21 protein-coding genes and 1 pseudogene are annotated in these 25,572 nt (G+C 74.9%); 13 read left to right on the forward strand and 9 right to left on the reverse strand.

Annotated elements, in window-relative coordinates; translation table 11 throughout:
- Positions 1-65 precede the first annotated feature (65 nt).
- Positions 66-1,001 carry a CBS domain-containing protein gene (locus ACIPM1_RS16455; RefSeq protein WP_402434636.1) on the forward strand — a complete coding sequence of 312 codons (936 nt, stop codon included), beginning with the start codon at positions 66-68 and terminating at the stop codon, positions 999-1,001.
- A gap of 168 nt (positions 1,002-1,169) precedes the next feature.
- On the opposite strand, the gene ACIPM1_RS16460 is transcribed toward ACIPM1_RS16455, so the two are convergent.
- A complete protein-coding gene (locus ACIPM1_RS16460) occupies positions 1,170-2,093 on the reverse strand; it encodes a pyridoxamine 5'-phosphate oxidase family protein (protein ID WP_402434639.1) in 924 nt (307 codons plus the stop codon).
- A gap of 240 nt (positions 2,094-2,333) precedes the next feature.
- Between ACIPM1_RS16460 and ACIPM1_RS16465 the strand changes: the two genes are divergently transcribed.
- The 4 genes from ACIPM1_RS16465 to ACIPM1_RS16480 all read left to right on the forward strand — a co-directional run bounded on the left by ACIPM1_RS16465 (position 2,334) and on the right by ACIPM1_RS16480 (position 5,863).
- Positions 2,334-3,008 carry a CBS domain-containing protein gene (locus ACIPM1_RS16465; RefSeq protein ID WP_402434642.1) on the forward strand — a complete coding sequence of 225 codons (675 nt, stop codon included), beginning with the start codon at positions 2,334-2,336 and terminating at the stop codon, positions 3,006-3,008.
- Positions 3,009-3,146: 138 nt separating this feature from the next.
- On the forward strand, positions 3,147-3,728 hold the full coding sequence (locus tag ACIPM1_RS16470) for a hypothetical protein (protein WP_402434645.1): 582 nt from the start codon (positions 3,147-3,149) through the stop codon (positions 3,726-3,728).
- 214 nt (positions 3,729-3,942) lie between these two features.
- Positions 3,943-4,815, forward strand: coding sequence for a universal stress protein (locus ACIPM1_RS16475; RefSeq protein ID WP_402434648.1), 873 nt, complete (start codon positions 3,943-3,945; stop codon positions 4,813-4,815).
- Between the two features lie 163 nt (positions 4,816-4,978).
- Entirely contained in the window at positions 4,979-5,863 is an 885-nt protein-coding gene (locus ACIPM1_RS16480; RefSeq protein ID WP_402434651.1) for a universal stress protein, read from the forward strand.
- 106 nt (positions 5,864-5,969) lie between these two features.
- Here ACIPM1_RS16480 and ACIPM1_RS16485 read toward each other — a convergent pair whose 3' ends face one another.
- From ACIPM1_RS16485 to ACIPM1_RS16505, 5 genes are all read right to left on the reverse strand, one after another.
- A complete protein-coding gene (locus ACIPM1_RS16485) occupies positions 5,970-7,712 on the reverse strand; it encodes a GAF domain-containing protein (RefSeq protein ID WP_402434655.1) in 1,743 nt (580 codons plus the stop codon).
- A 188-nt stretch (positions 7,713-7,900) separates the two neighbouring features.
- Complete coding sequence (locus ACIPM1_RS16490) at positions 7,901-8,593, reverse strand: response regulator transcription factor (RefSeq protein ID WP_356188811.1); 693 nt, start codon at positions 8,591-8,593, stop codon at positions 7,901-7,903.
- 297 nt (positions 8,594-8,890) lie between these two features.
- Positions 8,891-9,331 carry a pyridoxamine 5'-phosphate oxidase family protein gene (locus ACIPM1_RS16495; RefSeq protein WP_402434658.1) on the reverse strand — a complete coding sequence of 147 codons (441 nt, stop codon included), beginning with the start codon at positions 9,329-9,331 and terminating at the stop codon, positions 8,891-8,893.
- Positions 9,332-9,653: 322 nt separating this feature from the next.
- The gene (locus tag ACIPM1_RS16500) at positions 9,654-10,274 is read right to left on the reverse strand and encodes a DoxX family membrane protein (RefSeq protein ID WP_356188815.1); all 621 of its coding nucleotides are present in this window, start codon (positions 10,272-10,274) and stop codon (positions 9,654-9,656) included.
- Between the two features lie 143 nt (positions 10,275-10,417).
- Positions 10,418-12,802 carry a phosphoketolase gene (locus ACIPM1_RS16505; RefSeq protein ID WP_402434661.1) on the reverse strand — a complete coding sequence of 795 codons (2,385 nt, stop codon included), beginning with the start codon at positions 12,800-12,802 and terminating at the stop codon, positions 10,418-10,420.
- 510 nt (positions 12,803-13,312) lie between these two features.
- Here ACIPM1_RS16505 and ACIPM1_RS16510 point away from each other — a divergent pair.
- Positions 13,313-15,328 carry an NlpC/P60 family protein gene (locus ACIPM1_RS16510; RefSeq protein ID WP_402434664.1) on the forward strand — a complete coding sequence of 672 codons (2,016 nt, stop codon included), beginning with the start codon at positions 13,313-13,315 and terminating at the stop codon, positions 15,326-15,328.
- A 50-nt stretch (positions 15,329-15,378) separates the two neighbouring features.
- On the opposite strand, the pseudogene ACIPM1_RS16515 reads toward ACIPM1_RS16510, so the two are convergent.
- Positions 15,379-16,190: pseudogene (locus tag ACIPM1_RS16515) on the reverse strand (SAM-dependent methyltransferase).
- Between the two features lie 248 nt (positions 16,191-16,438).
- On the opposite strand from ACIPM1_RS16515, the gene ACIPM1_RS16520 reads away from it, so the two are divergent.
- The 4 genes from ACIPM1_RS16520 to ACIPM1_RS16535 all read left to right on the forward strand — a co-directional run bounded on the left by ACIPM1_RS16520 (position 16,439) and on the right by ACIPM1_RS16535 (position 22,266).
- Complete coding sequence (locus ACIPM1_RS16520; protein WP_402434667.1) at positions 16,439-17,689, forward strand: PP2C family protein-serine/threonine phosphatase; 1,251 nt, start codon at positions 16,439-16,441, stop codon at positions 17,687-17,689.
- Between the two features lie 833 nt (positions 17,690-18,522).
- Positions 18,523-18,717, forward strand: a complete 195-nt coding sequence (locus tag ACIPM1_RS16525) for a hypothetical protein (RefSeq protein ID WP_402434670.1) — start codon at positions 18,523-18,525, stop codon at positions 18,715-18,717.
- A gap of 180 nt (positions 18,718-18,897) precedes the next feature.
- Positions 18,898-21,105 (forward strand): SpoIIE family protein phosphatase, encoded by a 2,208-nt coding sequence (locus ACIPM1_RS16530; protein WP_402434673.1) that lies wholly within the window; start codon positions 18,898-18,900, stop codon positions 21,103-21,105.
- A 246-nt stretch (positions 21,106-21,351) separates the two neighbouring features.
- Entirely contained in the window at positions 21,352-22,266 is a 915-nt protein-coding gene (locus ACIPM1_RS16535) for a hypothetical protein (RefSeq protein WP_402434676.1), read from the forward strand.
- A 92-nt stretch (positions 22,267-22,358) separates the two neighbouring features.
- On the opposite strand, the gene ACIPM1_RS16540 is transcribed toward ACIPM1_RS16535, so the two are convergent.
- A complete protein-coding gene (locus tag ACIPM1_RS16540; RefSeq protein WP_402434679.1) occupies positions 22,359-22,838 on the reverse strand; it encodes an ATP-binding protein in 480 nt (159 codons plus the stop codon).
- A gap of 164 nt (positions 22,839-23,002) precedes the next feature.
- On the opposite strand from ACIPM1_RS16540, the gene ACIPM1_RS16545 reads away from it, so the two are divergent.
- The gene (locus ACIPM1_RS16545) at positions 23,003-23,368 is read left to right on the forward strand and encodes an STAS domain-containing protein (protein WP_356188831.1); all 366 of its coding nucleotides are present in this window, start codon (positions 23,003-23,005) and stop codon (positions 23,366-23,368) included.
- A 303-nt stretch (positions 23,369-23,671) separates the two neighbouring features.
- On the opposite strand, the gene ACIPM1_RS16550 is transcribed toward ACIPM1_RS16545, so the two are convergent.
- Complete coding sequence (locus tag ACIPM1_RS16550; protein WP_402434682.1) at positions 23,672-24,235, reverse strand: hemerythrin domain-containing protein; 564 nt, start codon at positions 24,233-24,235, stop codon at positions 23,672-23,674.
- A gap of 159 nt (positions 24,236-24,394) precedes the next feature.
- Here ACIPM1_RS16550 and ACIPM1_RS16555 point away from each other — a divergent pair, with 159 nt between their 5' ends.
- On the forward strand, positions 24,395-24,928 hold the full coding sequence (locus ACIPM1_RS16555) for a DoxX family protein (RefSeq protein ID WP_356188835.1): 534 nt from the start codon (positions 24,395-24,397) through the stop codon (positions 24,926-24,928).
- A gap of 56 nt (positions 24,929-24,984) precedes the next feature.
- Entirely contained in the window at positions 24,985-25,521 is a 537-nt protein-coding gene (locus ACIPM1_RS16560; protein ID WP_402434685.1) for a hypothetical protein, read from the forward strand.
- Positions 25,522-25,572: the final 51 nt, after the last annotated feature.

The following is a 25,572-nucleotide window of genomic DNA, read 5'->3' on the forward strand; positions in this document are numbered from 1 at the left end:
CGGCCGGACTTTGGTGAGGGGACACGACGAGTGCGGGGGGACGGAGAAGACTGCGGGAGGCTGGAGTGAACGAGCACGAGGCGTACTCCACCGGAGCCGAGGCGCGTCACGGTGTGCCCGGCAGGCCGCCCGGGCCGGCCGAGGCCGTCCACGAGGAGATGCTGCTGCGTTACCTGGGCGCGATGGCGGCCGTGTCGTCGAAGCAGGCCGCCCACCACGGTCCCCCGGGCTACGGACGGGCGGAACGGCCCGCGCCCCCCGCGACGGCCGCCGCGGCTCCCGCCGGGGAGGCGGCCGGAGCCGGGACCGCCGCACCGCCACCGGTCACGGCCGGGCCCGGACGCACGGGCGCCGCGACGACCGCGCCGTTGCAGGTGCGCGACGTGATGCAGGTGCCCGCCCCGTCGGTGTCCTGGGACCTGCCGTTCTCGGACGTCGCGCGGGTCCTGGCGCGCGAGGGCGTCGGTTCCGTGGCCGTCGTGGACGCGCACGACCGGGTCGTCGGGGTGGTGTCCGAGTCCGATCTGCTGGCGAAGGTCGCCGTCGAGGCCCAGGAGCACCGTCCCGGGCCGCTGCGCCGCATCAGGGAGCGCAGGCTCCTGGAGAAGGCGCACGGCGACACCGCCGAGGTGCTGATGACGAGCCCGGCCATCACCGTCCTGCCGGGTGCGTCCGTGGCGGAGGCGGCGTGGCTGGCGGCGCTGTCGCGGCTGAAGCGGGTGCCCGTCACCGACCACGAGGGACGTCTCGTGGGTACGGTCCACCGCAACGCCCTGCTGCACGGGCTCATCCGGGACGACGTGGGCATCCAGAAGGACGTCCGGCATCTGGTGACCGTGGTGGCCGGGCCGGGCGCGGCCGACGCCGTGCAGGTGGGCGTCCGCGGCGGTGTGGTCGATCTCCAGGGGCGGATGCCCGCGGCCGCCGCGGAGCAGCTGGTCGCGGAGGTCGAGGACATGGACGACGTGGTGGAGGTTCGCAACCGTCTGGCCACGGCCTGACCCTGACGGGACTTGACGGGACCCGGCCGAAGGGGCCTGGAGGGTGGGGCCGCGACCGTTCGTCGCGGCCCCACCCTCCAGGCCCCTTGCGCTCCGGCCCCTTGCGCTCCCGCCCCTTGTGCTCAGGCTTCCTTCGCGCTCAGGTCCGTCGGCCCGGCGCGCCGGTGCTCACCCGTCGGCCGGGGTGATCCGTCGTCCCGTCAGCCGCGTGGGGCGGATCTCCACCCACAGAGTGCGCCCGCCGCCGGCCCAGGGATCGGAGTGGGCCCGCTGCTCCAGCCGCCGTACCGCCTCGGGGTCCGTGACGGCCTGGGCCGGACCGACGGCCAGTACGCTCCAGCCCTGGCTCATGGTGTCGTCGACGTGGTCGACCTCGAAGGCGACCTCCGTGCCGACCACCGAGGCGGGGGCCGTCCCGGGGGCGGTGCGGAAGACGACACCGTCGTCGACCACGTCGTAGTTGACCGGGACCACGACGGGGCCCTCCATGGTGGTGAACGCGACGCGGCCGACCCCGTGCGACGACAGCAGGGCCCGGCACTCCCCCTCGTCGAGGTCGCGCAGGCTGGGGTGGAGCAGGGCGTGTCCCTGGCCCGGCGGCCGTTCCTGGTCGCCGCCCTGGAGTTCGATCAGCGTGGTGCCCAGGGCGTCGGCCAGGCGGATGAGGGTCGCCAGGTTCGGGTCCGACGGATGCGCCTCCAGGTACGCCAGGTACTGGGGCGACATCCGCGCCCGGCGGGCGGTCTCCTCCAGGCTGAGCCCCTGCCGCCGGCGGGCCGCCGCCACCCGGCGGCCCACGTCCCCCGGTTGCAGGGCGCGGCCCGCGGGCCGCTCGGCGGGTGCGGCGCCCGTGTCCGGGCCGCCCGCCCCGCTCACCGGCTCCGGTTCCGGCGCCGGCGCCTCGTGCCCGAGGTGCTGAACGCGGGCGTCCGGGCCGGGGAACACCAGCGTGACCTCCCCGGTGTCCGACCAGCGCACGTCGTACGGCGGTGTCCCGTCGTCGTGGTGGAGGCCGACGATCTCGCCGTCGCGCCGGGCGGAACCGGTGACCGCGCTTTCGACGACGAGCCGGTCGCCTAGCTGAGCATGCATGACCGGGCCTTTCTCGAGGGGTCCGCTCCCCAGGATCGCGCCTGGCCGCCTCCGGCACCAACGGGGCTCGAGGTCCCGCGCGGCGGGGACGAACGGCCCGTTCCCGGGTGCGCAGGTCCCCAGGCGGCGGGGGTCCGCTGCTGCCACGCTGGAGTGGGACGGGCCGCGGGCGGACCTCCGCCCCGGCACGCCGTGCCGGTCCGAGGACCGGAGGACCGGAGGACCGGAGGGAGAGGCTCGATGCAACACCGCATGGTCGAGGATCTGATGACCCGCGGCGTGGTCCGGGTGCGCCGGGACACGCCGTTCAAGAAGATCGCCCAGCTTCTGTCCGACAACGGCGTGGCCGCCGTGCCGGTGGTGGACGACCTGGGACGCCCCGTCGGCATCGTGTCGGAGGCCGACCTGCTGAGCAAGGTCGCCGCACAGCCCGACCCGGCCGGTCTGCTTCCGCTGCCCGAGCTCACGGGCCGGGAGCCGGGCAGGGCCGACGCCGCCACCGCCGAGGAGCTGATGACCGCTCCCCCGGTGACCGCGCGTCCGGAGTGGACCGTCGTCGAGGCCGCGCGCCTGATGGACGCCCACCGGATCAAGCGCCTGCCCGTGGTCGACGAGTCGGGTGTCCTCGTGGGCATCGTCAGCCGCAGCGACCTGCTGCGGATCTTCCTGCGCCGGGACGAGGCGATCCACGAGGAGGTCGCCGGCGAGGTGCTGAACCGGACCCTCGGCCTGACCCCGGCCGACGTGACGGTCACGGTGACCGACGGCCGGGTCGTGCTCAAGGGGTCCGTCGCGGCCAGGAGCCTGATCCCGGTCGTCGAGCGCCTGTGCCGCGGCGTCGACGGCGTGGTCTCCGTGGCGACGGACCTCATCTACCGCTCGGACGACACCAGCGGTGCTCCCGGCGCCCGGTGAGGTCGCGGCGCGCGGGCGGCCGCGGCGGCCGCACTGGGGCCGGATGGCCTTCCGCCCACGTGCAGCAATGACCCGGAAGGCCCTGCCCCGCGGGCGGCGTGGGCGTGAGGCTGGAGGGGACAGCCGGAGGTGAGCACGATGGCGGCGAACACACACGACCGGCGGTCGCTGTGGCGCTGGCGGCGCAACCCGCTGCGCCGCCGCGAAGACCTGGTCGAAGCCTGGATTCTCCTGGCCGCCTGGACAGCCGTCGCGGTGGGCGGCCCGCTCGCCGGGGTGCTGAGCGCGCAGGCGACGTCGGACACCCTCGCACGGCAGCGCGCGGAGCGGCATCCGGCCACCGCCACCCTCGTCACCGACGCGGAGCGCGGCGGCGGCCGCTTCAACACGTCGGGCGACCGCGTCCTCGCCACCGTCCGCTGGACGGCCCCGGACGGTACCCGGCACTCCGACCGGACACTGGTCGACAGCGGGCTGAAGGCGGGCGACCGGATCGTCGTCTGGACCGACGGCCACAGCCGCCTCACGATCCAGCCCACCACCCCGGCGCAGGCCACCACCCAGGCGGCGGCCACGGGCGTGACGGCGGCGCTCGCCGTCAGCGGGGCCGCGGCCGGCACGTACTACGCGATCCACGCCGCCCTGGACCGGCGCCGCGGCCGCGCCTGGGACGCGGAGTGGGAGAAGTTCGGCCCGCAGTGGGGCCGTACCGCGTCGTGACGCGAGCGGGCGTGCCCCGGCGACCGGACCGTAGTCCGGCCGGGCGCGCGGTCCGCGCCCGCGACGGGAACCCCGTGACGAGCCGCAGGGGAAACGCCGAAAGCCGGGACGGCCCGGGGAGACGCCGACCCCCGGGTCGGCCCGCGAAGGCGCCGAACTCCGGACCAGCCCGCGGAAACGCCGCACGCCGGGACAGCCTGTGGGAGGAGAAGTCATGAGCGACGTCGTGGTCGTCGGGGTGGACGGTTCCGACTCGGCTCTGGACGCCGTCGTGTGGGCGGCGCTCGAAGCCGAGTCGCGCAAGGCCTCCCTGCGGGTGGTGCACGCCTTCTCCTGGCCGGTGGCGCACGCGTCCCTGGACACGGTGCTCCCCCAGCCGATGCGGGCCCGGCTGCGGGACGCGGCGGACCGGCTGGTGGAGGAGGGCGTGGAGCGGGCGTGCGCGGCCGCGCCGGATGTGGACGTCTCCGGGTCGGTCCTGCCGGGTGATCCGTCGTCGGTGCTGGAGGCCCGGTCGCGGGAGGCGGCTCTGGTGGTGGTGGGAAGCCGGGGGCTGGGCGGCTTCGGCGGGCTGCTGCTCGGTTCCACCGCCGCCGCCCTCGCCGCCCACGGGCGGTGCCCCGTCCTGGTGGTACGGCAGCTCGCCGATCCCACGGGCCCGGTCCTGGTCGGCGTGGACGGGTCCCCGGCGGGCGCCGAGGCCGTCCGCTTCGCCCTGGCGGAGGCCGCCCGGCGCCGCGTCCCGGTCGTGGCGCTGCACGCCTGGACCACCTGGAACGCGCCGATACCGCCTCCTCCGGACGCCGCGCAGCCCTACGCGAACGAGTCCGGCGAGCTGGCCGCCGCCGAGGAACGGCTGCTGGCCGAGGCGCTCGCGGGGCACCGCGAGCGGTACCCGGACGTGCGGGTGGAGCCACGCCTGGTGCACGGCCCCACCCGTCAGACGCTGATCGAGGCGAGCCGCACCGCTCAGCTCACCGTCGTCGGCTCGCGCGGACGCGGCGGGTTCTCGGGGCTGCTACTGGGCTCGGTCAGCCAGGCCCTGCTGCACCACGCCTACGGGCCGGTGGCGGTCGTACGGGCCTGAAAGGGCCGAACGACCCATGCGCCACCCCCGGCACCCCGCCACCATGGAAGACGGACGCCGGGAGGCGCCGCACGTTCCGCCGCACGGGCCGGGACCGGTCCGCAGCGCCCCGCAGCGTGGTTCCGTACACCGGTGACCGCGTGCTCGACTTCGGGAGGCGTGGATGACGCACACCGATGGCCGCAGGCCGATCGTGGTCGGTGTCGACCCGGATCCCCAGAAGCGGATGGCGCTCGCCTGGGCCGCCGACGAGGCGGACCGGCACGGGCTGCCGCTGCTGCTGGTGCACGCGCAGGGCGTGCCGACCCCCGGCTACCGGCCGCAGGGCGGGCACCCGTCCTGGGAGAGCTGGAAGGACGAGCTGCACGCGGCCGGCGACGCCACGCTCAAGGAGGCGGTGGCCTTCGTCGAGGCCCGTAACCCGCGGCTGGAGGCGTCGGCGCTGCTGGCGGAGGGGCAGCCGGCCTACGTGCTCGCCGAGCAGGCCCGCGGGGCCGCGCAGGTGGTGGTGGGTTCCTGGCATCTGAGCGCGGCCCGGGAGCGGTTCGGCTCGGCCGCGGTCGCCCTGCCGCTCGTCGCCCACGCCGACTGCCCGGTCGTGGTGGTGCCCGAGCCCGAGCACACCACCCAGGAGCCGCCCTACTACGTGGTGGGCGTGGACGGCAGCCCGCACTCCGCGGCAGCCGTGGACTTCGCCTTCGAGGAGGCCTCCCTGCGCGGCGCGGTGGTGCGTGCCCTGTACGTCTGGCGTCCTCCGCTGCTGGGCGCCTACGACGAGTACGCGGCCCTGCAGGAATGCCGCCGGATGCTGTCGGAGATCGTGGCGGGGCGCGGCGCGGCCCGTCCCGAGGTCGAACTGCACCACGAGGTCGTCAAGGGGCACCCGGTCCAGGTGCTCACCGAGGCCGCCGAGCACGCCCTGGGCCTGGTGGTGGGCACCCGGGGACTGGGCGGCTTCAGCGGGATGGTGCTGGGGTCGGTCAGTCAGGGCGTGCTGTTCCACGCGCGGTGCCCGGTCGTCGCGGTACCGCACCGGCACGCCGAGTGACCACCCCGGGGGCGCCCGCGGTACGGCCTTCCACGCGGACGCGCCGACGCCGGGGCGACCTTCCGGGGCGGCAGTGGCGATGCGGTCGCCCGGGCGGCCGCATCGCTCACGTCGCCTTCCGCTCCTGGGGACCGCCGACCGGGGCGTACCACACCAGGCGGGTGCCGCCGCCGTCCGGGCTGCCGAGTTCCATGTCCCCGCCGAGCTTGCGGGCCCGCTCGGCCATGTTGCCGAGGCCGCTGCGGCGGCCCCCGGCCGGTATGCCGACGCCGTTGTCGGTGACGGTGAGCCGGACCTCCCGGCCGTCGGTCTCCAGCACCACCTCGGCCCGGTCGGCGCGCGCGTGCCGGGCGATGTTGGTGAGGGACTCGGAGAGCACGGCCACCACGTGGTCGGCGACATCCTTCGGCACGTGCGTGTCGAGCAGGCCCTCCATGCGCACGCTGGGCGCGAAGCCGAGGACGGGCGCCGCCTCGCCGACCACGCGGACCGCGCGGGTGCGCAGCCCGGGGGCGGCGTCGTCGTTGCGGGTGCGCAGGCCGAAGATGGTCGACCGGATGATCTTGATGGTCTCGTCGAGGTCGTCCACGGCGCGCAGGACGCGTTCCTTCGCCTCCGTGTGCTCGACGAAGCGACCGGCGCTCTGCAGCGTCATCCCGGTCGCGAACAGCCGCTGGATGGCCAGGTCGTGCAGGTCCCGGGCGATCCGGTCGCGGTCCTCCAGCAGGATGATCTGTTCGGCGTCCTGGCGGCGCTCGGCGAGCTCCATGGCGACGGCGGCCTGCGCGGCGAAGACCTGCAACTGGTCCATCTCCGGCTCGGAGAACTCGTTCGCGCCCGCCTCGCGGACCAGCAGCACGACACCGCGCACCCGGTCCCCGGACCCGATGGGCACGGCCCCGGCCGGTCCCAGGCCGGTGAAGCGCTGGAGGCCGCCCGAGACGCGCTCGTCCTGCGCGACGTCCGGGGTGGTCACCGCCACGCCGCCGTCGTAGGCCTGCCCGAGCAGCGTGCCGGTCACCGGCATCACCAGGCCGCGCAGCACCTCCGCCTCCTGCCCTATGGCCAGTTCGACGGTGAGGGCGTCGGTGTCGGACATGGGCACCGCCACCACGGCGAGGGCGGCGCCGGTGATGTCCCGGGCGCGCTCGGCGATCAGTCCGAGGACCCCGCCCTGCGCGGTGCCGGACATGAGGCTGTGGGTGATCTCCGCGTTCGCCTGCAGCCAGCGTTCGCGCAGCCGGGACTCCTCGTAGAGGCGGGCGTTGTCGATCGCCACGCCGGCCGCCACGGCCAGGGTGGACAGGACCGACTCGTCGTCCTCGTCGAACTGGAGGCCGCCGCGCTTCTCGGTCAGGTACAGATTGCCGAAGACCTGGTCCCGGACCCGGATGGGGACGCCGAGGAAGGTGTTCATCGGCGGGTGGTGCGCCGGGAACCCGTACGAAGCCTCGTGCTCGGAGAGCTTGGCCAGCCGCAGCGGGGCGGGGTGGCGGATCAGCTCGCCGAGGATGCCGTGGCCCTCCGGGTAGGGGCCGATGCGGGCGATCTGCTCCCGGGTCACCCCGATCGTGTGGAAGGCCGACAGCCGCCTGCCGTCGGGGCCGATCACACCGAGTGCGGCGTACTCGGCGTCGACCAGCGTCGCCGCGGCCTCCACGATGCTGAAAAGGGCCTGCTCCAGATCGAGTTCCCGCCCGACCGAGAGCACCGCCTCCAGCAGGCTGTGCACCCGGTCCCGGGTGCCGCGTGCCGCGTCGAGGCGGGCCTGCAGCTCCTCCAGCAGCTCGTCGAGCCTGAGCTGGGGCAGCCGTACGCGGGCCTCCTGAGCGTCCCCGGAGCTTCCCACGCTGTTCCTCCAAGCCCCACAAAGTACCGAACGCCGTTCCGCTCCCGTGACACATTAGCGGTTCCGGCACGGCGACGATACGTGATCACCCGGGGGCGGTCGGCAAGCGGGGTTCCGCCGCGGCCAGTTGCGCGGCGGCCGGGCGGCGGGGCGCGCGACCGGGCGCGGGGCGGGGCCGGCGGCCGGCGTCAGTGCCCTTCGCCGCGCAGCCGGTCCTGTGCCTGGGTGGCGATGACGGCGGCCTGGATGCGCCGCTCCACGCCGAGTTTGGCGAGCAGCCGGGAGATGTGGTTCTTCACCGTCTTCTCGGCGAGGTACAGCCGCTGGCCGATCTGACGGTTCGTCAGGCCCTCGCCGATCAGGGCCAGGATCTCCCGCTCCCGCTCGGTGAGTCCGGGCAGCGCGTCCGGTTCGGGCTCCTGCTGCTGGCCGCCCCGCAGCCGGGCCATCAGCTTGGTGGTGGCGCTCGGGTCGAGCAGCGACTGGCCGCGGGCCACGGTGCGCACCGCCGAGACCAGGTCCGAGCCCTGGATCTGCTTGAGGACGTACCCGGAGGCGCCGGCCATGATGGAGTCGAGGAGCGCCTCCTCGTCGTCGAACGAGGTCAGCATCAGGCAGGCCAGGTCGGGCAGGCGGGAACGCAGTTCGCGGCAGACGGTCACGCCGTCGCCGTCGGGCAGGCGGACGTCGAGGACCGCCACGTCCGGACGCAGGGCGGGGACGCGTACCAGGGCCTGTTCCACGGTGGCCGCCTCACCGACCACGGTGATGTCCGGTTCGTCGTCCAGCAGGTCGTGCACGCCACGCCGTACCACCTCGTGGTCGTCCAGAAGAAATACCCGGATCGGGGTGCCGGGGCCGGCCTGCTCACGCTCCGCCATCGGTTGCTCCTCGCGATGTGTTCGATTTTCCACTGGGAACCCTCCCCCAACCCGGGACCAAAGGCCAGGGCCGGTCGGCCCTCTTTCCCCCCGGCCGCGGGCTCAGCCTTTCACGCGGCCGGCCGCGCCGCGCCGGACCGCGCGGGCGCGGGCACGTCGCGGCGTCGCCGCGCGGAGTACGGGATACAGGGTACGAACGGCCGTCGCGGGCGCGCCGGCAGGACGTGCAGGCCGGGCCGACGTGCCGGGCGAGCGTGCCGGGCGACCGTACCGGGCGAGCGTGCCGGGCGGCCGCGTTCAGGACGGTTCCGCCTCCAGGCGGTAGCCGCTGACGAGTTCCGGCACGATGCGGACCACGTGCGCCATCTCCGTACCGACCCAGGGGTGCAGCAGGCCCTGGTAACGGGCCAGGTCGTCGGGGTCGGTGACCCGGGTGGCCAGTCCGGTCACCACGACGCTCCATCCGGTGTGCGTGTCCGGGTCGATCTCGTCCGCCTCGTACGCCACCACCTCCGCGGTCAGCGAGTGCTTGAGCAGGGCGGATCCCGTGTGCGTGCGGATCACGACTTCGCCGTCGTGCACGAGGTGGTTGACCGGCCGGATCGCGGGCAGCGCCTGCTGGGTGAAGCCGACCCGTCCCAGGGGCACGCTCGCCAGCAGCCGCAGCGCCTCCTCGCGGCCCAGTTCGACCATGCGCCGGGTGGCGACCCCGGCGGCCGGGGCCGGATCGGCCGTCATGCCGCCTCCTCGCACGGCACCGCGCACCCCGGCGCGGTGAGGCCGGGACACCTCACGACAGCGTTCACCTTCGGCCGTCCTCTCTCCCTCGCGCGGTCCGTGTGCAGGGTGCTGCGGACGGCCCGTACGAGGGAGGGGCACGGGTCGCCCGCGAACTGTTCCGACAAGGGATCGTCTCTCCGCCGGTGTGCCGGGCCCCAGGGCCGTTGGCCCCCGGCGCAGGGCCGAACGGCCCTTGTCGCACCGGGCCGGGGCGCCGCCGCTGCGCTGCGGCGGTGCCCCGGCCCCGAGGTGCGGTCCGGCCGGCCCGGACGCGGTCCGGCTACCGGAGCCAGCGGTTGCGGCCGACGAACGGCAGCCGGGCCCAGAGGCGGCCGAGGCCCCAGGTGGCGCCGGCGCCCGTGGCCGCGAGGGCGATCAGGGCGAGGGCGTACACGAGGTGGTAGTCGGCGAACGGGTTCGTCGACATGCTCGGCGAGCCGTCGGAGAGGTGCTGGGCCGGCGGCCACTCCGCCATCCACATCAGCGCCATCATCACGGTGCCGGCCACCGCGGCGAGCCGCAGCCCGATCCCCGCGATCAGCGCGACACCGATGCCGAGCAGGCCGAGCATGAACAGCCAGTCGGCCCAGGCGGCGCCGGCCCAGTCGTGGAAGGTGGACTCCATCGGTCCGGCGGCCACCGAGCCGAGGAAGCCCTTCGTCGGCGATCCGCCGTCGATCCAGCCCTTGCCGGAGGGGGTCGCGTAGCCGAAGCCGAACGTCTTGTCGAGGAACGCCCACAGGAAGACGAACCCGAGCAGCACCCGCAGCCCCGCCAGGGCGTACGCGCCGGTCGCGGTGGCCGCGGCCGTCGCCGTGTCGGACCCGGTGGCCGCCGCGTTCCTGCGCCGGAGCGACAGGTGAAGGCCCATGTGCCGGTGGCCGTGGTCGTGCACTGCCATGATGTCCATCCCCCTTCAGGGAGTGCCGCGGGATATCGGTCGTTCGCTTTGTTGCGCTCTCAATGTCCCGCCGCCGCGGCCGGGTTCGCAGGGGCTGCGCGGCCCGGTCACCCGGGCCGAACGTCCTTGTCCTGCGGGTCCGTTCAGCCGTCCCAGGCCCAATCGGCGACCTCGGGAAGGTCGGTGCCGTGCTCCCGGATCCAGGCGTGGTGGCGCAGCCGGACGTCCTCCATGCGCTGGCGTACGGCGGCGCCGCGCACCGACAGCCCGGGGACGCGGTCGACGACGTCCATGACCAGCCGGTAGCGGTCCATGTCGTTGCCGACCACCATGTCGAACGGCGTGGTGGTGGTGCCGATCTCCTTGTAGCCGCGCACGTGCAGGTGCGGGTGGCCGGTGCGCCGGTAGGCGAGGCGGTGGATCAGCCACGGGTAGCCGTGGTAGGCGAAGATGACCGGCCGGTCCGTCGTGAACAGCCCGTCGTACTCGAAGTCGCTCATGCCGTGCGGGTGTTCCTCGCTGGGCAGCAGCCGGGCGATGTCCACGACGTTCACCACCCGCACGGCCAGCCCGGGCAGGTGCCGGCGCAGCAACTGGGCGGCGGCCAGCACCTCCTGGGTGGGCACGTCGCCCGCGCAGGCGAGCACGACGTCGGGGTCGCGGGTGCCGTCCTCGGTGCCGGCCCAGTCCCAGATGCCGGCGCCGCGGGCGCAGTGCACCTTCGCCTGCTCCATGGAGAGCCAGTCGAAGCAGGGCTGCTTCCCGGCGACGACCACGTTGACGTAGTCGCGGCTGCGCAGCACGTGGTCGGCGACCGACAGCAGGGTGTTGGCGTCCGGCGGCAGGTAGACCCGCACCGCCTCCGGGCTCTTGTTGAGGATGTGGTCGACGAAGCCGGGGTCCTGGTGGGAGAAGCCGTTGTGGTCCTGCCGCCACACGTGCGAGGTCAGCAGGTAGTTGAGGGAGGCGATGGGAGCGCGCCAGGGCAGCCGCCGGGTCGTGCGCAGCCACTTCACGTGCTGGTTGACCATCGAGTCGACGATGTGCACGAAGGCCTCGTAGCAGGAGAACAGCCCGTGCCGGCCGGTGAGGAGGTAGCCCTCCAGCCAGCCCTGGCAGGTGTGTTCGGACAGGATCTCCATCACCCGGCCGTGCCGGTCGAGGTGTTCGTCCACGTCGAGCGTCGCGGCCTGCCAGGCCTTGCCGCTGGCCTCGTAGACGGCCTGGAGGCGGTTGGAGGCGGTCTCGTCGGGTCCCACGAGGCGGAAGTCGCGCCGGGAGGCGGTGGCGCGCATGACGTCCCGGAGCAGGTCACCGAGGACGCGGGTGGGTTCGTGCAGGGTGGCGCCGGGCTTGTCCACGGCGACCGCGTACCGCTCCAGCGGCGGCAGGGGCAGTGCGCGCAGCAGCAGCCCGCCGTTGGCGTGCGGGGTGGCGCCGAGCCTGCGGGAGCCGTGCGGGACGCACGCCAGCACGTCCGCGCGGGGCGCGCCGTGCTCGTCGAACAGCTCCTCGGGCCGGTAAGAGCGCAGCCACCGCTCCAACTGGCGCAGATGCTCGGGGTTGTCCCGTACGGCGGACAGCGGGACCTGGTGGGAGCGCCAGGTGCCCTCCACGGGCAGGCCGTCGACCTCGGCCGGGCCGGTCCACCCCTTGGGGGTGCGCAGCACGATCACGGGCCAGCGCGGCCGGTCGGTGACGCCCTCCGCGCGGGCGGCGCGCTGGATCGCGGCGATGCGGTCCAGGGCGGTGTCCATGGCCCCGGCCATGGCCCGGTGTACGGCCGCCGGGTCGTCGCCGGTGACGTGGATCGGGTCGTGGCCGTACCCCTTCAGGAGGTCGTCGAGTTCAGCCTCGGGGATCCGGGCGAGCACCGTCGGGTTGGCGATCTTGTAGCCGTTGAGGTGCAGGATCGGCAGCACGGCGCCGTCCTCGACCGGGTCGAGGAACTTGTTGGAGTGCCAGGAGGCGGCCAGCGGGCCGGTCTCCGCCTCGCCGTCGCCGATCACGCAGGCGACCAGCAGCCCCGGGTTGTCGAGGGCGGCGCCGTAGGCGTGCGACAGGGAGTAGCCGAGCTCGCCGCCCTCGTGGATCGAGCCGGGCGTCTGAGGGGCGACATGGCTCGGCACGCCGCCGGGGAAGGAGAACTGCCGGAACAGGCGGGCCATGCCGGCCGCGTCCCGGGTGACGTCCGGATAGGTCTCGCTGTAGGTGCCCTCCAGCCAGGAGTTGGCCAGCACGGCGGGCCCGCCGTGGCCGGGGCCCCAGATGCACAGCGCGTCCAGGCCGCGGGCGGAGATGACGCGGTTGAGGTGGGTGTGGACCAGGTTGAGGCCGGGTGAGGTGCCCCAGTGGCCCAGCAGACGGGGCTTGACGTGCTCGGGGCGCAGCGGCTCGGTCAGCAGGGGGTTGGCCATCAGGTAGATCTGGCCCACGGAGAGGTAGTTCGCGGCGCGCCAGTGGGCGACCAGCCCGGCGAGCTCCTCCTCCGTGAGCCCGGCGGGCGCCTGCTGCGGATCGACGGACATGGGGGTCCTTTCCGTTTCGGGGCGGCGGTCGGGCGGTGCCGCGTGCCGGGGGCACACGTCTTCACCCTCCGGCGCGGCGCCGGGTACCCGACAGGGCCGTTCGGGCCACCTCCGACGCGCGCGCCGTTCCGGCCGCGCCGACGGGGGCGGAGTCCGGCCACCGCGCCTCGGGTCCACTCCGCCATCCTGGTGCCGGCCCGGTCCGCGCGCCCGCCGACCGGGCCGGGCGGGATCTCCCGGACCCTCAGGTCACGAAAAGGTATCGGACATTTCGCACTTCAATCTTCACATGAGGCACACACGTTCGCTAAGTTGACGCCCGGGCCGCACGACCAGCTCCGGCGAACCCCGCCGGATCGTACGGCCTCCGTCCGACCCGGAAGACCGACCGGCACGGGGTGAATCGGCCCGACCGCCCGCCAGGGCGGGGCCGTGGGGCACGCCTTTCCGGACCTCCGCCCGACCCGGCAGCCGCCCCGGTGGGCGGCCTGCGGAAGGAGCGCGTCTTCCTTGGCGCCGGAACGACCCTCGCGCGCGGAAGGCCCCGGCCTCCCCGACCTGCGCGACTCCGCCCCGGAGGCGGCCATGAGCGACTTCGCACCCAGCCGCGCCGAGGTACGGCGGCGGATCAGCAGCCTCTACGACCGGGCCGAGACGGTCACCGGCAACTACAACGCCACGCGGGCGATGAGCAAGGGCGGACGCACCCGCGCCGGCTCCGCACCCGGCAGGTCCGGCCCGGCCGCCGACCCGAGCCTCGAAAGCATCACCAGGCAGTGGTTCGACGCGGCCCGCGCGCAGGTGGGCCCCACGGTCCCCGCGGTCCTGCCCGCCGACCGGCTGCCGAACCCGGCCGGCTCCCGCCGCACGACGCCGTCGAGGCGGCCCGTGGACGGCCCCGGCGGCCTGGCGCGTGAACTGACCGCGCGCTCCTTGCCGGAACTGCCCCCCGGCCCGTCCGCCACGACCGCGACCGTCCCGGATCTGCCCGCGGGCCCCACCGCCGCCAGGCGGCCGGCCACGGGTCCGGTGGCGGAACTGACCGCCGGGCCCTCGGGCGAGTCGAACGCCGGGACCGCGGGCCAGTTGCCCCCTGGGGTTGGGGGCGGGCTGACCGCCGGGTTCGTGGGGGAGTCGACCGTGGGCACCGGAGGGCGGCCGCCTTCCGGGCTCGTGGACGACCCGACCCCCGGGGCCACGGACGGGCTGGCCGCAGGGCCTGCGGGCGGGCCGAGTGCCGGATCCGCCGGCCCCTTGAGCGGGCCCGGCGCGGGACCCGCGGGCGGGGAGACCGCCGGAACCCTGGGCGCCTTCAGCACCGCGCCCGTGGGCGGACTGAGCGCCGGGCTCGACGGCGGCCAAAGGACCGGTTCCGTAGGTGACTTGACCTCCGCACCCATGGGCGGACTCGGAGCCGAGCCGCTGGGCGGACTCGGAGCCGGACCTGCGGCCGGGCTGACCGCCGGACCTGTCGGCGGCCCGAGCGCCGGACCCGTAAGCGACTTGAACACCGCCCCCACGAGCGGACTCGGAGTCGAGCCGCTGGGCTGGCTGACCGCCGGACCCGCGGACGGCCCAAGTGCCGGATCTGTCAGCGACTTGACCATGGCGTCCACGGACGGATTCGGCACCGGGCTCGTGGGCGGACTGCCCACCGGACCCACGGACGGATTCGGCACCGGCCCCCTGGGCGGGCTGAGCTCCGGGCCCGTGGGCGGGCCGGCCGCCGGACCCGGCGCCGGAGTCGCCGAGGGGCTCGGCGGGATGCCGGGCGGCGTGCCGTTCGGTCGGCCGGCCGCTGGGCCCTTGAGCGGGACGGCCGTTGGGCCGTCGGGGGCGTCCGCGCCCGCAGGGGACCTGACCGCCGTACCGGCGACCGGGTCGCCCGCCGCGCCCGCGCCCTTCACCGCGTCGCCGGACGCGGCACCGCACCCGTGGTCCGGCGCGGCGGATGCCGTGGACACCATGGGTGCCCTCGGCCGCTCCCCCGCGTCGGTCGCGCGGCCCGGGCAGCGGGCGATGCGGTCCTCGAAGGACCGGCTCCGCCGCCAACTCGCCCATACTCAGGAGATGTTGTCCGGCCGGTCCGCAGCGCGCGGCGCGGTGGTGCCGGCCGGGGTGGAGGCCCCGGGCACACTCCCGGCCGACGCGCCGGGCCCGGCCTCCGACCGGCGAGCCGACCGAGCGCTCGCCTTCGCCCGCGCGCAGATCGGCAAGCCGTGCGTCTGGGGCGCCACCGGGCCCGACTCCTACGACGGCGCGGGCCTCACCCAGGCCGCCTGGCGGGTCGCCGGAGTCGTTCTGCCGCGGACCGCGGCCGAGCAGTCCGGATCCGGGACGCCGATCTCCCTCACCGATCTCCAGCCCGGTGACCTGGTCTTCTTCTACGCCGAGGTCAGCCACGTAGGCCTCTACGCGGGCAACGGCACGATGGTGCACGCCCCGACCCCGGGAGCGCCCCTGCGCGAGGAGTCGGTCTTCTTCGCCGGCGCGCAGGCCATCCACAGCGCGGTGCGCCCGGCCTGACCGGCGGGGCGGGCGCCACGGGCACGTCCGACGAGGCGCCGCGGGCCGCGCTACGCGCCCTTGCGGCCCACCCCGGCATACACCCAGTAGCGCTCCGGGTCCTCCGGGATCTCCTCCGCGGACTCCGGACGCCACAGGGGCACGTGCACCAGTCCGGGCTCCACCAACTCGTAGCCGTCGAAGAGGGAGTTGATCTCCTGGTACGAGCGGGGGGTGACCGGCGAGGTGGCCCGGGAGCGGTACAGCCGCCCACGGCGGCGGCGGTGTCCGGGCGGTCCTCGTCCGTGGCGTGGGTCAGCGCCAGCCAGCTCCCGGCCGGAACCGCGTCCCGGAAGGCGGCCACGATCCCGGCCGGGTCCTCCTCCGGCGCCACGAAGTGCAGGATCGTGATCATGAGGACCGCGACGGGCCGGCCGAAGTCGATGAGCTCGGCGACCTGCGGTGAGGAAAGCACCGCCTCGGGGTCCCGGATGTCCCCGGCCACGATCGTGGCGTCCGGGTTGCCGGCGAGGAGGGCCTCGCTGTGCGCCACCGCCACCGGATCGTTGTCGACGTACACCACCCGGGCGCCCGGGCTGGCGGCCTGGGCGACCTCGTGGACATTGCCCTGGGTGGGAATGCCGGAGCCGAGGTCGATGAACTGGCGCACCCCGGCGTCCACCAGGAACCGCACCGCACGGCCCAGGAAGGCCCGGTTGGCGCGGGCGAGCGTCCGCACCTGGGGATCGATGGCCGTGAAGGCGGCCACCGCCTCCCGGTCTATGGCGAAATTGTGCTCGCCGCCCAGCATGACGTCGTACATGCGCGCCACGCTCGCCTTGTCCGGATCCACGCCCTCCGGCAGCCCGTCCTCGTCCGGCATGCCCAACTCCCCTGCTGCTGTGTTGGCTTGACGGTGCATCATATAGTTGCCTCTGGCATTGTCCGACGGTCCGCCCGACCACCCGCGCCGCTACCGGCCCCACCCGGAAGGCCACGACCCTGCGGAACACAGAACGCAGTGATCCCGACGACGCTCCCCTTTCCGCGCCGCTCCGCCGTCGCGCCCGCTTCTCCCCCGCGGCCGACGCCATCGGGTCCGAACTCGACCTCCACCTGACCGGCCGCCACGTGGTCCACGCCCTCGCCCCCGGCTTCTGCGACGCGGCCTCGGTCTACCTGCTCCAGCGCTGGCTCCTCGAGGAGCAGGGCCGGGTCACGGCCGATCCGCCGCAGATCGAGGCCCGCCGGCTGGCGCTGCGCATAGGAGCGGACACCGCGGAGGACTGGGAGCATCTGCTGCCGGTGGGCGAGGTCCTCGTCTTCCCGCGCGAGACGCCGTACGCGCGCGCCGTCGCCACCGGGCAGACCCAGCTGCTCGACGGCGTCGACCGGCACACCGTCGACCGGCTCCGCAGGACCGGCCCGGACGACGCCGGAGTGGACGCCCTGCTGCGCACCGCCTCCTTCCTCATCGTCCCGCTCCGGCTGCGCGGCCAGGCGGTCGGCTTCGTCGCCTGCACCCGCGGACCGGAGAAGCCGCCCTTCACCCGCGGCGAGGCGGTGGCGGTGGAGTCGCTGGGCGGGCGGGCCTGCGTCGCGCTCGACAACGCCCGCCGCTACGAACGGGAGCGCCGCACCGCGCTGGCGATCCGCCGCAGCCTCCTCCCGGACACCGGGCAGGCCTTCCCCAGCTGCCGGGTCGCGCACGGCTACCGGCCCGCCGGGCGGGACAACGTCATCGGCGGGGACTGGTACGACGTGCTGCCGCGGACGGGCCGCCGGCTGGCCATGGTCGTCGGTGACGCGATGGGGCACGGCCCGGAGTCCGCCGTCGCGATGATCCAGCTGCGCACCGCCGTCCGCACCCTGGCCGCGCTCGACATCGGCCCGGCCGAGCTCATGGGCCGGCTCGACACCGTCGCCGGCGACACCCCCGGCGCCTCCTTCGCCACCTGCGTGTACGTGGAGTGGGACGCGAACCTCCACACCTGCACCTTCGTCGGGGCCGGGCACCCGCCACCCCTGATCCGGGGGCCGGGCGGTCCGGCGGCGCGGGTCGCCCTCACCTCCGCCGGCCTGCCCCTCGGGCTGGGCTCCGGCCGCTACGAGCCGACCGTGCTGCGGTTGTCCGAGCCGACGCTGCTGCTGCTCTACAGCGACGGGCTGGTCGAGTCGCGCACCGCCGACATCGACCAGGGCATCAGCCGCCTCGCCCACGCGCTCGACGCCGGGTCCGCGGCGGCGGGCACCGGCCGTCCGGACGCCCTGCCGTCGGTGTGCCGGCAACTGCTCGAGGGCTCCCCGTCCGGCCGGGCCACCACCGAGGCCGACGACGACCGGACCCTGCTGCTGGCCGAGCTGACCCCGGGCAAGAACTGAGCGGGAACCGGAACCGCCCCGCCGTCCGGGCCGCTTGTCGCATGAACTGACACGCCCGTTCGAGGGAGCGGCTCACCTGATGCGGTGAGCGGCCGGGGCCGAGGCGTACGGAGGGCGCGGGAACGCCGTTGCTCCGGCATGGAGAGCACCTCTCGGGCCGTGCCACGCCCACCGGGCCACCGGCCCGCGGACCGGCCCTACGCGGAACTGACCGGCGGGACCTGGAGCCGGCCGGCGGTTCACGAGCCCCGGCCGGATGTTCACGAACCGCCGCAGCAGCCGGTTCCCGCCCTCAGGCCGCCGACGCACGAACCCCGGCCGCCCGTGCGGGAGCCGTGGAACCCCGAGCGGCCGGCCGCCGGACGGGGGACGCCTGAACCGTCCACGCCCGAACCGTCCTCCGTCCAATGGGCCTCCTTCGCCGACATCGGCTCGCCCCGGCCCCCGGTCTCCGTACGGCGGACGCCCGCGCCCGCGCCGGCCGTCCTGCCGCTGGGCCTCGGGACGGACGGGGGCGCACGGGAGCTGTGCGACCTCGACGTACGGGATGTACGGGACGTACAGGAAGTCCGAGGTGGACGAGACGCACGGGACGAACGAGACGCACTGGACCTGGGAGACGTATACCGGGTGCCCGCGGTGCCCGTGCCGCGTGGGATCCCGGGCCTGTGATCCGCGCCGACGAGGCGGCCGGGCCGTTCCGCGGGGGACACGGGGGCCGGATCGAGTGGTGGGTCCGGTCGTGGGCACTGCTCGCTCACGACCTGGTGACGGGGGCGTCACGATGGCTGGCGGAGGCATTGCCCCGCCCCGGACATGTCGTTGAGCGCGACATGGAAGCCTGGGAGGACGGCGACTGCCCCTGGTGCCGGTCGCTGCTCGGTCCCGGTGGCCGGGCGGCCGCCGAGCCGGACCCCGGCCACCGGGACGACGGCCCCCGTGCCCCCTGGGTGGCGCGGGCCCGCCTGGTCATGGTCCCCGTGGCCGCCCTCACCGTGGTGGCCGCCCTCGTGGTGGCGCTGGCCTGAGCCGGCGGGCGGCGCGGGCCGCCCCGGCGCCCGGGACGCCGGATCGCGGTCGCCCCGTATCAGGCGCAGGGTCGGGGTAAGAGTGACATATGCCCCACACGGCACGGTCACCGCGCCCGTGCCCCGTCTGGCGGGCCGCCCGCCCGTCGTGACGCCGGAGCGGAGGATGCCATGTCCGGGATGACCCCACCGCCGGACCCCATCGGACCACCGGATCCCGTCGGACAACCAGACCCCAGCGGACCACCGGATCCCGTCGGACAACCAGACCCCGTCGGATCGCCGGGCCCCGTCGGGTCGCTGGAGGACGATCTCTGCGCGGCCCTGGCCGACACCGTGCGCGGCACCGGCGCCTCGATCGGCGGCGTGTTCCTGATCGACCGGGCGCAGCCGCTGCTGCGGTTGTTCGCCGAGTGCGGTATGCCGGTCGAGTTCACCGCCCCCTGGCGGCGACTGTCGTTGAGCGCGCCGGTCCCGCTGACCGACGCGATCGCCGAGGACCGGCTCGTCTGGATCGGCGGCCAGGACGAGATGGCCCGCCGCTACCCCCGGGTGGCCGCCGTCCTGCCCTACCGGGTCGCGCTGGCCGCCGTACCGCTCACCGGGGTGCGGCGCTGCTGGGGCGGGCTCGTCCTGATGTGGCCCGCCGACCGGCTGCGGGATGCGTCGGACCGCGAGCGCGCCCATCTGACCTCCAGTGCCCGGCGGCTCACCCGTCTGCTGGAGGAGGCCCCCCGGCCGCCCGAGATCCCCGACGAGCCCCGGGTCGTCCCCGTCGAGACCCCGCGGGTCGCCGCACGGACCGGGCCGGCCGCCTCCGACTGGGCCGAGCGCCTGCCGGAGGGCGCGGTGGGGCTCGACCTCGAAGGCCGGATCACCTTCCTGAGCTCCACGGCCGCACGCCTGCTCGGCCGCGACGCCGAGCGCCTGCTGGGCACCCGCCCCTGGCATTCGCTGACCTGGCTGGACGATCCGGTCTACGAGGACCACTACCGTACGGCGGTGGTCGGCCGCACCCCCGTCTCCTTCACGGCGCTGCGCCCGCCCGACCACTGGCTGACCTTCGAGCTCCATCCGGACGCCAGCGGCATCAGCGTCCGCGTCCTGCCCCGCCCGGACCAGCACTCCGCGGTCCCGTCCAGCCCTGCGGGACGGCGTCCGGCGGTCGCGCCGACCGGCCGTCTCTACCAGCTGGTGCATCTGGCGACCGCGCTCACCGAGGCGGTGGGCGTGACCGATCTGGTCGGCCTGATCGCCGACCAGATCCTGCCCGCGTTCGGCGCCCAGGGCCTGATGCTGTACGCCGCCGACGCGGGCCGCCTGAAGATCATCGGCCACCACGGGTATCCGGCCGACGTGATCGAGCGTCTCGACGGGCTGCCGCTGGAGACCGAGCGCACCCCGGTCGGCCGCGTACTCGCCGACGGCACCCCGTCCTTCTTCGCCGACCCCGCCGAGCTCGCCCTCAGTTACCCGGACCTCCCCCGGATCAGCGGCAAACAGGCTTGGGCCTACCTCCCCCTGGTCGTCAGCGGCCGCCCGGTGGGATGCTGCATCCTCTCCTACGACGATCCGCACGCCTTCACGGCCGACGAGCGGGCCGTCCTCACCTCGCTGGCCGGCCTCATCGCCCAGGCCCTGGACCGGGCCCGGCTCTACGACAGCAAGCACGACCTGGCCCACCAGCTCCAGCAGGCGCTGCTGCCACCCACCCTGCCCGCCCTGACCGGCCTGGACGTCGTCGCCCGCTACCTTCCCGCCAGCCACGGCCTCCAGGTCGGCGGGGACTTCTACGACCTGCTGCGGCTCGACGACACCACGGCCGCCGCGGTCATCGGCGACGTCGAGGGCCACAGCATCGCCGCGGCCGCACTGATGGGACAGGTGCGCACCGCCATCCACGCCCACGCGACCGCCGGGGCCTCCCCCGACAAGGTGCTGGCCTGCACCAACCGGCTGCTGGGCGACCTGAGGTCCGATCTGCTCGTGTCCTGCCTGTACGTCCATCTCGACCTCGCGCGCCACCGCCTCGCCCTCGCCAGCGCCGGTCATGTGCCGCCGCTGCTGCGCGGCGGCCACGGCCGCGCCCGCGTGCTGGACCTGGATCCGGGTCCGCTGCTCGGAGTCGACACCGGCGCCCGCTACCACGTCACCTGCGCCGACCTGACCCCGGGCGCGACCCTGGCCCTGTACACCGACGGCCTCGTGGAGGTGCCCGGCACCGATGTCGGGGTGACCATCGCCGCTCTCGCCCGGCACCTGGCAGACGCCGGCGAACAGGATCTGGAGAAGCAGGTCGACGGCCTCGTCCGCCACGTCTGGCCCGCGGGCCGGCACACCGACGACATCGCCGTCCTCCTGCTGCGCGCGAGCGGCACGCCCGCCTGACCCGCCCGTCCGCGCGTCGGCGGGGCCGGCCGCCCCCTTGATCCCGGCGGCCGGGGTGGTCCGGGGCCGCTGCTCCAGGTCGGTACCCCCGTGTGAGGCGGGCCACGCGACCGGGAACGGGGTTGTTATGACAGCGGTCATGGAACATGCTGCTGCTCGGCCACCCCCTCGGCCGTCGTCACCGCCCCGGACGGGGCCGTACGAGCCGGGCGGGCGGAGACGGGCGATCGCTGGGGAGGTTCCGACGTGGGTGACGGCCTTGCACGGGCGCTGTGGGAGCGGTACGAACCGGTCCACGACCTGGTCTACTTCGCACCCGAGGCGCGACGGGCGGCGGACGGCCTCGGGCTGCGCGGCTTCTGGATGGGCTACTTCGCGCTGCGCGCGGCCCCGCTGGGCCCGGTGCCCGCGCCGGTGGTCACCAGTTGCTTCTACGTCTTCCATCCGGACCGGGTGGGCCGGGCCCTGCCGGACGCCTGGGCGTACGCCGCCCCGGCGGACGTCCTCGCGGCCCGTGAGGAGGCGATGGACGCGGCGCTGACCCGGGCGCTCGGCCCGGACGCCGCCACGGGCGGCCTGATGGCCGAGGCGGCGGACCTGGCCTGGGAGGCGGCGGCCGCCGCCGACACCGCGGGCCGCGTGCTCGGCGCCGCCAACCAGGCCCTGGACCGCCCCCGGCAGGCGCATGTGCGGCTCTGGCAGGCGCTGACCACGCTGCGCGAGCACCGGGGCGACGGGCATGTGGCGGTCCTGGTCGCGCAGGGTCTGGGGCCGGTGGACGCGATGGTGCTGAAGTCCGCCGCGGGCGAGTCGGACGCCACGCTGCTGCGGGAGACCCGCAAGTGGGACGAGACGGCGTGGCGGGCGGCCGAGGACCGTCTGCGCGCCCGCGGCTGGCTGGAGGAGGACGGCACCCTCACCGCCGCCGGAGCGGCCGGGCACGCGGAGGTGGAGGCGCTGACCGACGCGGCCGCCGAGCAGCCGTGGACCGCTCTCGGCGCCGACCGTTCCGCGCGCCTGGCCGATCTGCTGGAACCGCTGGTCACCGCCGTCCTGGGCACCGGGCTGATCCCGTCCGGCAATCCGGTGGGACTGACCGGCGTCCGGCGGGCCTCCCCTCCCGCGGGCACGGCGGGCGGCACCGGCACGGGCCGGGGGTGAGCCGGGCCGGCGCGACGGGTGGCCCCGGCAGGGGCCGGGAGTGAGCGGCCAACGCGACCGGCGGTACCGTCCCTGGCCGGGAGTGAGCGGGGCTAGCGCGACGGGCCGAGCCCCGTGCCGGGGCGGCGGTCGTCCAGGAGCGCGATCCGGGCGGTGACGCGTTTGCCGGCCGGCTCGGGATGCACGTCGAAGCTCCGGGCCACGGCCATGACGATCTCCAGGCCGTGCTGGCCCACCCTGCCGGGGTCGGCGCGGCGTGCCACCGGCAGCAGGGGCCCGCCGTCCCGCACCGTGACCGACACGGTGTCCTCGTCGACCCCCAGGTCCAGCAGGACCGGGCCGGGCGCGTACTTCAGGGAGTTGGTGACCAGTTCGCTGACCACGAGCTGGGTGAGGTCCAGCGCGCGGGCCGAGACGGACAGCCCCCGGTCGGCCCGCAGCCGCTCCAGGAACACGACCGCGGCATGACGGGCCGCGGCGATGGAGCCCGGCTCCGTGCCCAGGGTCACACTGGTGTGCGGTACGGCGGCATGGAGCCCCGACCGCTCTTCCCTCTCGGGAGCACCTTCCATCCGGCCCGCCTTCACTGCCTGCTCACACGCCTTCGTCTACCCGTGTATACGCCCGTGACGCCCTTCGCACTCGACAAGCGGCCACTCTCGGCTTCACCAAGCCCTAACATCATGGCCAACAAACCACTGGCCATGGCCAGACGTTCACGAGAAGTGAGGGAAGTGTGGCAGAGACCGAGGGAGCGGCGGTGCCCGACCGGCTGCTGATCACCCGTACCACGGCCGGCGACGGCGCGTGTGTCGTCACCCTCGCCGGAGAGGTCGACCTCGACGGGAGCGCGCACCTGCGCGAGACGCTGCTGTCCTGCCTCCACACCGCGCGGGTCACGGTCGTCGACTTCGGCGGCGTGACCTTCATGGACTCCAGCGGCATCAACGCCCTCATCACCGCCCACCAGAGCGCGGAGGAACGCGGCTGCCGGATGAGTCTCGCCGCTCCTCAGGACGCGGTGCTCAGGGTGCTGGAACTGGTGGGTGTCGACACGCTCATCCCCTGCTATCCCACTCTGGAGCAAGCCCTGACCGGCTGACAGCCGCCTCGCCCCGCGCCGTACCCCGGCGTCAGGCTCACCCGGTCGGCGTAGCCGGTCACCGCGTCCGGCGGTCCGGCGGAGCCGATCCGCCAGTCCGGGGTCCCCGGCCGGTCCCGCGCCGTCTCGGCCCGGTGGAACTCCGGCGCCACGGGCGGGCGGCCCGGGAGCGGGGGCGCGGACGCGGCCGCCGCCGCGCCCAGAGCGGCCCCGGCGCACAGCCCGAGGGACCGCCGGCGCGCGATGACGTGCCGGTCATCGCGTCCGGCGCGCGGCTCGCTCCCCGGCGCCGGCGGCACGCTCTCAGTCGGTCCTGCCGCGGCCGGTCAGCGCGTCCCGGATCCGGTCGACCAGTCCGGCGCCGGGTCCCAGGAGCTTGTTGGCGGGCGGCGTCTGCGGAGCGGAGGGGTGGGGCCGGGTCGGCGCCGTCTTCTTCGCGGAGCGCACCTTCTCCCCGAGCTTCTCCAGGTCCTCGGGGGCGGCGGCCTCCCGGAGCCGCGGGAAGAGGTTCTGCTCCTCGTCCGTCACGTGCTCGCGGATCTCCCGCATCAGCCGGCCCATGTACTCGTCGAACCGCGGGTCGTCGGCCGAGCAGCCCTCCAGTTCCTTCATCGTGCGTTCGGCCTCCCCGTGGTCCTGGATCTCCCGGTCGGCGATCTCGTCGCCGTCCGGCAGGAACCGCCGCACCGCCGGGTACAGGTGCATCTCCTCGGCCACGGAGTGGCGGACCAGTTCGATGGTGGCCTGATCGGCCAGGTTCTTGCGCCGCTTGTCACCCGGCGGAAGGGCCTCGATCTGCGCGAAGATCTCGTCCACCTCGCGGTGGTCGGTGGTCAGTTCCTGGATGACGTCTCCGCCGTGTCCCATGGCAGGGCTCCTTGTTCCTCGTCCGTCGCGGCTGGTCGTACGGTTCGACCCGCCCGACGGGTTCCCGCGGCGGCCCGCGGCACACCGCGGGCCCGAATGCATTCGCCCCGGCCGGGAACCCGGCGACAGCCGGAGTCACCCATACCCCTGGAGAGGACCATGAGTCTGCTGCGCGTGGTCGGCCGTCCCCTGCTGGCCTCGATGTTCGTCGTCGGAGGCTGGAACACCGTTCGCAACCCCAAGGCCGTGGCCCCCGCCGCCGAGCCCGTCGTAAGGCCGATCACGGAGCGCGTGGCGGCCCTGCCCGACGGGACCGAGCAGCTCGTACGCCTGAGCGGCGGCGTCCAGATGGCGGCGGGCGTCCTCCTGGCGACCGGCCGGCTGCCCCGGCTCTCCGCCCTGGCCCTCGCCGCCACCCTCGCGCCGACCACGGTGGCCGGCCACCGCTTCTGGGAGGCGGAGGACCCCTCCGACCGCGCCCAGCAGCGCATCCACTTCCTCAAGAACCTCTCCATGCTGGGCGGCCTGCTGATCACGGCCGACGACACCGCCGGCGCGCCGTCGGTGCTCTGGCGGAGCCGTCACGCCGCCCGTGAACTGCGCCGCGAGGGACGCCTGGTGCGCCGCTCGGTCCGCGCCACGGCGCGTCCGGCCGCCGCGGTCGGCGGCGTCAGGGCCAAGCTGCACGCCTGACCCGCGGACCCGGCCCGGCTCCTGCCCCCTCCGCCCCGGACGACGAAGGATCTGCGATGAACCACCACGCACGCTCCGGACCCTTCCTGCCGGGGTTCACCGGACAGAGCGGCCACGATCTGCTCGGCATCTACCTCAACGACCATCTGGCGGGCGCGACCGCGGGGACCGAGCGCGCCCACCACCTCGCCGTGATGTGCCGGGGCTCCTGGATCGGCGACGCGATGGGCCCCATCGCCGCCGAGATCGGCGAGGACCGCAGGACCCTGCTGGAGATCATGCGCAAGCTGGAGGTGCCGATCCGGCGGTACAAGGTGTACGCGGGGCGGCTGGGCGAGCGGGCCGGGCGGCTGAAGAGCAACGGCAGCCTGGTACGGCGCTCTCCCCTGAGCACCCTGCTGGAGCTGGAACTGCTGCACATCGGGGTGGAGGGCAAGATCTGCGGCTGGGATGCCCTGCGGCAGCTCGCCGCCCGCGACGACCGCCTGGACCCGGAGCAGCTCGACCGGCTGCTGGAGCGGGCCGCGAGTCAGCTCCGCACGATCGAGGACCTGCGCAGTCGCCAGGTCCTGGACACGTTTCCCGAGACCTGAGCCCGGCGCGCGGACCGGCGCTCTTCGCGCCACCTGGCCGGTCGTGGTGAC

The organism is Streptomyces sp. NPDC086766 (assembly GCF_044746005.1).
Lineage (GTDB): Bacteria > Actinomycetota > Actinomycetes > Streptomycetales > Streptomycetaceae > Streptomyces.

Coding starts and splice junctions, on each gene's coding strand:
- ACIPM1_RS16505 (WP_402434661.1), bottom strand. CDS start 12,802: ATGTCCGTCGATCCGCAGCAGGCGCCCGCCGGGCTCACGGAGGAGGAG.
- ACIPM1_RS16530 (WP_402434673.1), top strand. CDS start 18,898: ATGACCCCACCGCCGGACCCCATCGGACCACCGGATCCCGTCGGACAA.
- ACIPM1_RS16500 (WP_356188815.1), bottom strand. CDS start 10,274: ATGGCAGTGCACGACCACGGCCACCGGCACATGGGCCTTCACCTGTCG.
- ACIPM1_RS16550 (WP_402434682.1), bottom strand. CDS start 24,235: ATGGGACACGGCGGAGACGTCATCCAGGAACTGACCACCGACCACCGC.
- ACIPM1_RS16465 (WP_402434642.1), top strand. CDS start 2,334: ATGCAACACCGCATGGTCGAGGATCTGATGACCCGCGGCGTGGTCCGG.
- ACIPM1_RS16470 (WP_402434645.1), top strand. CDS start 3,147: ATGGCGGCGAACACACACGACCGGCGGTCGCTGTGGCGCTGGCGGCGC.
- ACIPM1_RS16460 (WP_402434639.1), bottom strand. CDS start 2,093: ATGCATGCTCAGCTAGGCGACCGGCTCGTCGTCGAAAGCGCGGTCACC.
- ACIPM1_RS16480 (WP_402434651.1), top strand. CDS start 4,979: ATGACGCACACCGATGGCCGCAGGCCGATCGTGGTCGGTGTCGACCCG.
- ACIPM1_RS16560 (WP_402434685.1), top strand. CDS start 24,985: ATGAACCACCACGCACGCTCCGGACCCTTCCTGCCGGGGTTCACCGGA.
- ACIPM1_RS16495 (WP_402434658.1), bottom strand. CDS start 9,331: ATGACGGCCGATCCGGCCCCGGCCGCCGGGGTCGCCACCCGGCGCATG.
- ACIPM1_RS16540 (WP_402434679.1), bottom strand. CDS start 22,838: ATGGAAGGTGCTCCCGAGAGGGAAGAGCGGTCGGGGCTCCATGCCGCC.
- ACIPM1_RS16490 (WP_356188811.1), bottom strand. CDS start 8,593: ATGGCGGAGCGTGAGCAGGCCGGCCCCGGCACCCCGATCCGGGTATTT.
- ACIPM1_RS16475 (WP_402434648.1), top strand. CDS start 3,943: ATGAGCGACGTCGTGGTCGTCGGGGTGGACGGTTCCGACTCGGCTCTG.
- ACIPM1_RS16555 (WP_356188835.1), top strand. CDS start 24,395: ATGAGTCTGCTGCGCGTGGTCGGCCGTCCCCTGCTGGCCTCGATGTTC.
- ACIPM1_RS16525 (WP_402434670.1), top strand. CDS start 18,523: ATGGAAGCCTGGGAGGACGGCGACTGCCCCTGGTGCCGGTCGCTGCTC.